Source organism: Pseudomonas sp. NPDC090755 (assembly GCF_044769005.1).
Taxonomy (GTDB): domain Bacteria; phylum Pseudomonadota; class Gammaproteobacteria; order Pseudomonadales; family Pseudomonadaceae; genus Aquipseudomonas.
Window position 1 is genome coordinate 1 of the sequence record NZ_JBIVXC010000044.1, and the last position, 6,592, is coordinate 6,592.

General features: G+C 67.0%; 2 protein-coding genes. Both read right to left on the minus strand.

Annotated elements, in window-relative coordinates:
- Window positions 1-200 precede the first annotated feature (200 nt).
- Entirely contained in the window at window positions 201-3,311 is a 3,111-nt protein-coding gene (locus ACIQUS_RS27000) for an amino acid adenylation domain-containing protein (RefSeq protein ID WP_403054163.1), read from the minus strand.
- A partial coding sequence (locus ACIQUS_RS27005; RefSeq protein WP_403054166.1) for a condensation domain-containing protein occupies window positions 3,308-6,592 on the minus strand: 3,285 nt, incomplete at its 5' end. The genes ACIQUS_RS27005 and ACIQUS_RS27000, both read right to left, overlap by 4 nt.

The following is a 6,592-nucleotide window of genomic DNA, read 5'->3' on the forward strand; positions in this document are numbered from 1 at the left end:
CACCGGAGCGAAGGGACCCGGAGCGCAGCGTAGGGCCGGATGCAGGAGCGAGCGGTTTTGCCTACTTTTTCCAAGAAAAAAGTAGGCCGCCGTAAAGGCGGAAGGCGCCGGCAGCATCACCACAAGAAATGGATAAGCACACAGCCCCCAAAAAAACAGGCAAGGCGCGCACATGCGCACCTTGCCTGCCGGGAGAGCACTCAGGCCGGGTGGTTCTGCTTGAGCAGCCGCGCCTTGGCGATGAGCGCCGCCCTCTCCTCCTCACTCATGGCATCCAGACGCAGGCGCGCCTGGGCCAGGCGCTCGAACTGGCCGGCCTGCGGCTCCACCTTGAGCAGGGCCGCCGCCAGCTCGGCAGCGCTGGGATGATCGAAGACGATGGCCGGAGGTATATCCCCCTGCAACAACTTCCGAACAGCCGCCACCAACTTGATCACCAGCAGCGAATGACCGCCTGCGGCGAAGAAGTCCTGCTCGACCCCCAGCGACGGATTACCGAGCAACTGCCCCATGCGCTCGACCAGCCAGCGCTCCAGCGCCGTGGCAGCCTCCCGCGACTCACCCTGCGCTGCTGCCGCCAGATTACCGAGCAACGCCTGTCGGTCGACCTTGCCGTTGACCAGCCGCGGCCACTGCGCCAACACCAGCACCCGCGCCGGCACCAGCGCTGAAGGCAGACGCTCGCGCAACAGTGCCAGCAACCGCACAGCGCTGTCGGAAGCTGTCGTGGTGACGAACGCCAGCAGCTCATCCTGATGGGCCAGCACCAACGCGTCGCCGACCTGCCCATGCTCACGTAGGCACTGCTCGATCTCCGCAGGCTCGACGCGAATGCCACGCACCTTGATCTGCTGGTCGACGCGCCCCAACAGCTCAATCCCGCCTTCAGCCCGATAACGTGCCCGGTCACCGCTGCGGTACAGGCGCTCGCCCGGGTTGAACGGATCGTCGATGAAGGCCTGGGCGGTCTGTTCGGCCAGGTCCAGGTAACCGGCGCTCACCTGCTCGCCGCCGATGTACAACTCACCCTCGATGCCGCTGGGCAGCAACCGGCGCTGTTCATCCAGGACATACACCCGGTTGTTGGCCAGCACCCGGGTCAACGGCACCTGGCCCTCGGCGGCGCTGATGCGGTGAATCATCACCCCTACGGTGGTTTCGGTCGGACCATAGTGGTTGAACAGTCGCACCTGGGGACGCAGTTGCAGGATGTGTTCGAGCAGGGCCTGGCTGGGCGCCTCGCCGCCGAGCACCAGGGTCTGCGGCAAGACCGGCGCACGGGCGTCGAGCAAGGCGGCCAGGTGCGACGGGACGATCTTCAGGCAGTCGATGCCCTGCTCGTCGATGAACCGGGCAAAGGCGTCGCCATCCTGCATGGTGGCGTCGTCGGCGACATGCAACGTCGCCCCCTGGTACAGCGCACCGAACAGGCTGGTATGGCCCAGGTCGGCAGCCACGCTGGAGCCGAAGGCAAAGTGACGGCACTGCTCAAGTGCCAGGGCTTCGCTGGCCGCAGCCACGTAGTTGGCCAGCTGCCGGTGCCCGATCACCACGCCTTTGGGCGTACCCGACGAGCCGGAAGTGAAGAGTACGTAGGCCGCATCGCTGCCTTGCACCTCCATCGGCTGCAGCGGATGTTCACATTGCAGCGCCTGCCCGAGGTCCAGCAGCGGCGCCGGGGCCCGGGACACACCAGCGATCGCCTGCGCATCGCCCAGCACACACTTGACCTGCGCCTGCTCGATGATCTGTACCTGCCGCTGGACCGGCCACTGCCTGTCCAGTGCCACGTAAGCAGCACCACAGCGCCAGGTAGCGAGCATGGCGATGATCCAGTCGGCACTGCGTGGTAATGCCAGGGCCACGCGGTCACCGCGAACCACCCCGGCCGCCTGCAGGTACGCCGCCACCCGCTCGGCCTGCGCCAGCAACTGGCCGTAGGACCAGTGCCGATCGCCATCAACCAGCGCCACGGCCTGCGGCTGCAGGCGCGCCTGCTCAGCGATGGCCCGGGGCAACAGCACGGCGGCGTGCGCCAGTGGCCCCGCGCTGGAATGCGCCAGCAGGCGCTGCTGCTCATCGGCGCCCAGCAGGTGCAGGGTGTCGAAGCTTGCCTGTGGCTGCTCGATCAGTTGTTCAAGCAGGGTCCGGTACTGCACCAGCAGCGCCTGCATGGCGGCAGGCGATGCGCAGGACTGCGGGTAATCCAGGTTCAGTTCGAGCAACTGGCCGGCGTCGTCGATGACCGCCTGCAGGCTCAAGCCCTGAGGTTCGGTCCGGGCTGCGAGCAAGCGGGCATTCCAGCCCTGGCCGCCAGCCGGCTGCACGTGATACTGGAACGGCTGCCACAAGGGGCTGGCGGGTGCCGGGCAGTACTCCTGCCAGGTGATGTGTTCATCCAGGTCAGTGGCCAGGCGCGTCAGCCAGGCAGTGAAGGACTCCCGGGCATCGATCCGCAGGTTCAACGGCAGGACCTGACTGAACACACCGGCGCAGTCGGCGAAGTACTCGTAGTCTTCCCGGCCGTCATGCTGCCAGGCGACGGTGAGCGCCATGCGGCCGCTGACCCGGGCCAGCAGCCAGTACCAGGCGGCCTGCAACACCCGCTGGGGCGACTGTTCCAGGCGCGCGGCCAGTTCGGCAATGCCGCCGAATCCGGCAAGACTCGCCACCGCCCCCACGCCCCGGGCCTCGGCCATGGCCAGCCCGTTGCTCACCTGCGCCTGCCCCAGCTGATGCTGCCACCAGTGCCGGGCCGTGTCGGCGTCCTCGTCCTGGGCCACTTCGGCGCGCCACTCCAGGTACTGGCCGAAGCTGGCTTCGTCGTCCTCCAGAACGCGCGCCTGCGGCCAGGCGGCAAGCAACTGACGATAGAGCAGCGTCAGGCTCGCCTCGTCGCAACTGCAGGCGGCGACTGTCAGCGCCAGCACAACACCTTGAGGCCCGCGCCAGGCACCGAGGCGCAACAGCGGCCCCTGGAGGTCGAACGGTTGCTGCAACCAGGCCTGCAGACCCGCCTCATCGACCTCCCCCTCCTGCCACTGCAGCGACGCAACGTCGACCGGCAGGAAGTGCTGGCGCAAACCACGATAACCGGCCACTTCCGTCAGACGCAGCCCCAGCGCCGGCTGGTTGCCCAGCACCTGCACCAGGGTCTGCTGCAGGCGCGCCATTTCCGGCGTGCCGGCGATGTTCACCACCAGGGTATGAGCCGCCGTCGCCCAGGTGGCCGGCCCTTGCGGCAGGCGCGCAGCCTGCTGCGGGCTCAGCGCCATACCGGTGTCAACGGCCTGCGGTAGCAATGTGCTCATGCGTCGATTGTCTCCTTGTCCGGCGATGGATCGTTCACCCGCTCAAGGGCCAGGCTTGTGCGCTCCACCATGTCACCCATGGCCACCACGATCTTGCGCGGCCCCTCGTACGGGTCGCGGGCGTGGGCCACGAGCATGTTGTCCAGCAGAATGATGTCGCCCTTCCTCCAGTCGAAGCGCACCGCACAGGCTTCGTACAGTTCGCCGATCACCTGCAGGTCGGATTCGGCAATCGGGCTGCCATCTCCGTAGTAAACGTTTCGCGGCAGGCGATCATTACCGAACAGGGCCAACAAATCGTCACGCACGTCGGCGTCGAGCCAGAACGGGTGATGCAGCTGCACCTGGTTGAAGAACGAATGCTCGCCGGTGTGCGGATGGCGGATGATCGCCGGGCACCAGGTACGGATCTGCAGGGCATCATCGTCCAGCCACGACCACTGGATGCCGCTTTCACGGCAGCGCGCCTCGACCTCGGCGCGCTCCTCGGTCTTGAAGAAATGCTGCCATGGCACATCGAGGTTGCCGGTGAAGGTGCGCACGTACAGCAGCCCTTTGTGCTCCAGGGTCTGGCGCAGCGGCTCGGGCAACTTGCGGTACATGTCCCGGCAATCGACCACCGGCGTCGCACCGCCCACTGGCGAAGGCAGCTCGCAGTAGAACATCTGCTTGCGCGGCCAGCGGTCCTGGTGCGAGCTCTCGTTGTGGAACAGGATCATCTTCTGCTCGGGGTACGGCGTGGAGCGGTAGGTGTTCTTGCCGCCCTCCTTCTTCGGCAGGTCGCCGTACTGCCCGTACAGGCCCGGCTGCACCGCCTCGGCAAAGGCCTCGAAGCCCTCGATGCCATTGACCTCGAAGCCACGGAACAGGATGCCGGCATGCTCGACCAGCTGACGTTCGATGGCCTGGCGATGCTCATGGACCCACTGCACCAGGTCGACCCCCGGATCGGCAGGTTCGATCACCAGCGGAAAGCTTTGCCCCGCCAGCAAGCAATACTCGCGCACGCTGGCGGTGGCGGGACGGGTAGCGGCCTTGCCCTTGGTGAGGAACTTGCCGAGCTTGTCCTTTTTGCCCGGGTTGCCCGGTGGCACTGCACTGGCGGCTAGGGCCATGTCGATATCTCCCACTGTGGCTGCCTGATCGGCAGTAATCTGTTCAAGGATGGCGATCCAGGCCTTCACGAAGGATTCGATGGTTTCTTGTTTGAACAGCGCGGCCGCGTACTGCCAGGTGCCGCTCAGGCACTCGCCCTGCTCGCTCATGAACAAAGCCATGTCGAACTTGCTGTGCACCTGGGTCAGCGGCAGTTCTTCCACCTCGATACCGCTCAGGCGGGTGGCACGGGCCGGCAGGTTGTTCATCACGAACAGCACCTGCACCAGCGGGTTCATGCCCGGCAGGCGCGGCGTGCCGGCAGCCTCGACGATCTGGTCGAACGGCAGGTCCTGGTGCTCGAGGGCCTCCAGGGTGATGCCGCGCATCGCCGCCAGGCGCTCGCGGTAGCTGGCCGTGGCCGGGAACTGCGAGCGCAGCGGCAGGACGTTGACGAAGAAGCCGATCAGCCCTTCCAGTTCCGGTTGGTGGCGACCGGCGATGTCGGCGCCGATGACCAGGTCGTCGCTGCCGCACAGGCGGTGCAGGAACAGGCTGAACGCCGTCAGCAAGGCTACGTAAGGCGTCACCCCGGCCTCACGGGCCATGACCTGGATGCGCTGGCTCAACGGTGCGGGCAGTTCGAACGACACCAGCCCGCCTTCCTGGCTCGCACGGGGCGGCCGCGGGCAGTCCAGCGGCAAGGCCAGTTGACCGCCGAAACCTGCCAGGCGCTGGCGCCAGTAGTCCGCCTGTTGGCCAAGCACGCCGCTGTCCTGCAACTGTGTCTGCCAGCATGCGTAGTCGGCGTACTGGATCGGCAGCGGCGCCAGCGCGGGTGCCTGGCCTTGCTTGAGCTGGCCGTAGAGGGTCACCAGCTCGTTGACCAGCACACCCATGGACCAGCCATCGGAGATGATGTGGTGCATGGAGAACAGCAGCACATGCTCGTCGGCGGCCAGGCGCAGGATCCGTGCACGCCACAGCGGTGCCTGTTGCAGATCGATGGCCAGGCTGGCGTTGGCCAGGGCCGCTTCGGCCACCTGGGCTTCCTGCTGCGCGCGATCCAGCGTCGACAGGTCGACCAGCGGCACATTCAGGTCGATGTGCGGGTGGATCAGCGCCAGCGGGTCGCCTTCATCATCCTGCAGGTAGGCGGTGCGCAGTACGTCATGACGCTCGACGATCAACGCCAGGCTGTGCAGCAGGTGCTCGACCGACAGCTCACCGTGCAAGCGCAGGGCCAGCGGCATGCCATAGGCGGCGCTGCCACCGGCCAGTTGCTCGACCACCCACAGCCGGCGCTGGGCCAGTGACAGCGGCGCCTGGCCGGTGAATGCCCGGGATTGCAGGCGTGGGTAGTGCCCGGCCTTGGGTGCCTGTTGCGCCACCAAGTGCGCGGCCAGGTCTGCCAGTTGCGGATGGTTGAACAGGTCGCGCAACTGCACCGCCACCGGCAGGCTGTCGCGGCAGCGGGCAACCACCTGGGTCGCCAGCAGCGAATGGCCGCCGAGCTCGAAGAAGTGGTCATCGCGACCGACCTGCTCGACGCCCAGCACCTCCTGCCAGATCGCCGCCAGTTGCTGCTCGATCTCGCCAACCGGCGCCACGTAGGCTTGCTGCGCCTGCGCTGCGTCCGGACGCGGCAGGGCCTTGCGGTCGAGCTTGCCGTTGGCGGTCAGTGGCAGCACGGCGAGGAACTGCCAGTGCGCCGGGACCATGTAGTCCGGCAGGTCGGCCTTGAGTTGCGTTTGCAGGATTTCACGCAGACCGCCCTGCGCCACGCTCGGCACCACATAGGCCAGCAGGCGGCCATCCTCGGCCAGCACCACGGCTTCGCGGACCTGCGCCATGGCTTGCAGACGGGCTTCGATCTCGCCCAGTTCGATACGGAAGCCGCGGATCTTCACCTGCTGGTCCATACGCCCGATGTACTCCACCGCGCCATCGGCGCAGTAGCGGGCCAGGTCGCCGGTGCGGTACAGGCGACCGCCATTGCCGCCAAACGGGTCGGGGATGAAGCGCGCCCCGCTGAGGTCGCCCCGGTTCAGGTAACCCCGGGCCAGGCCGTCGCGGCCGACATAGAGCTCGCCGACGCAACCCGCCGGCACCGGGTTCAGCTCGGCATCCAGCACATACCAGGACAGGTCGGGGATCGGCAGGCCGATAGGGCTGGCCGCACCATT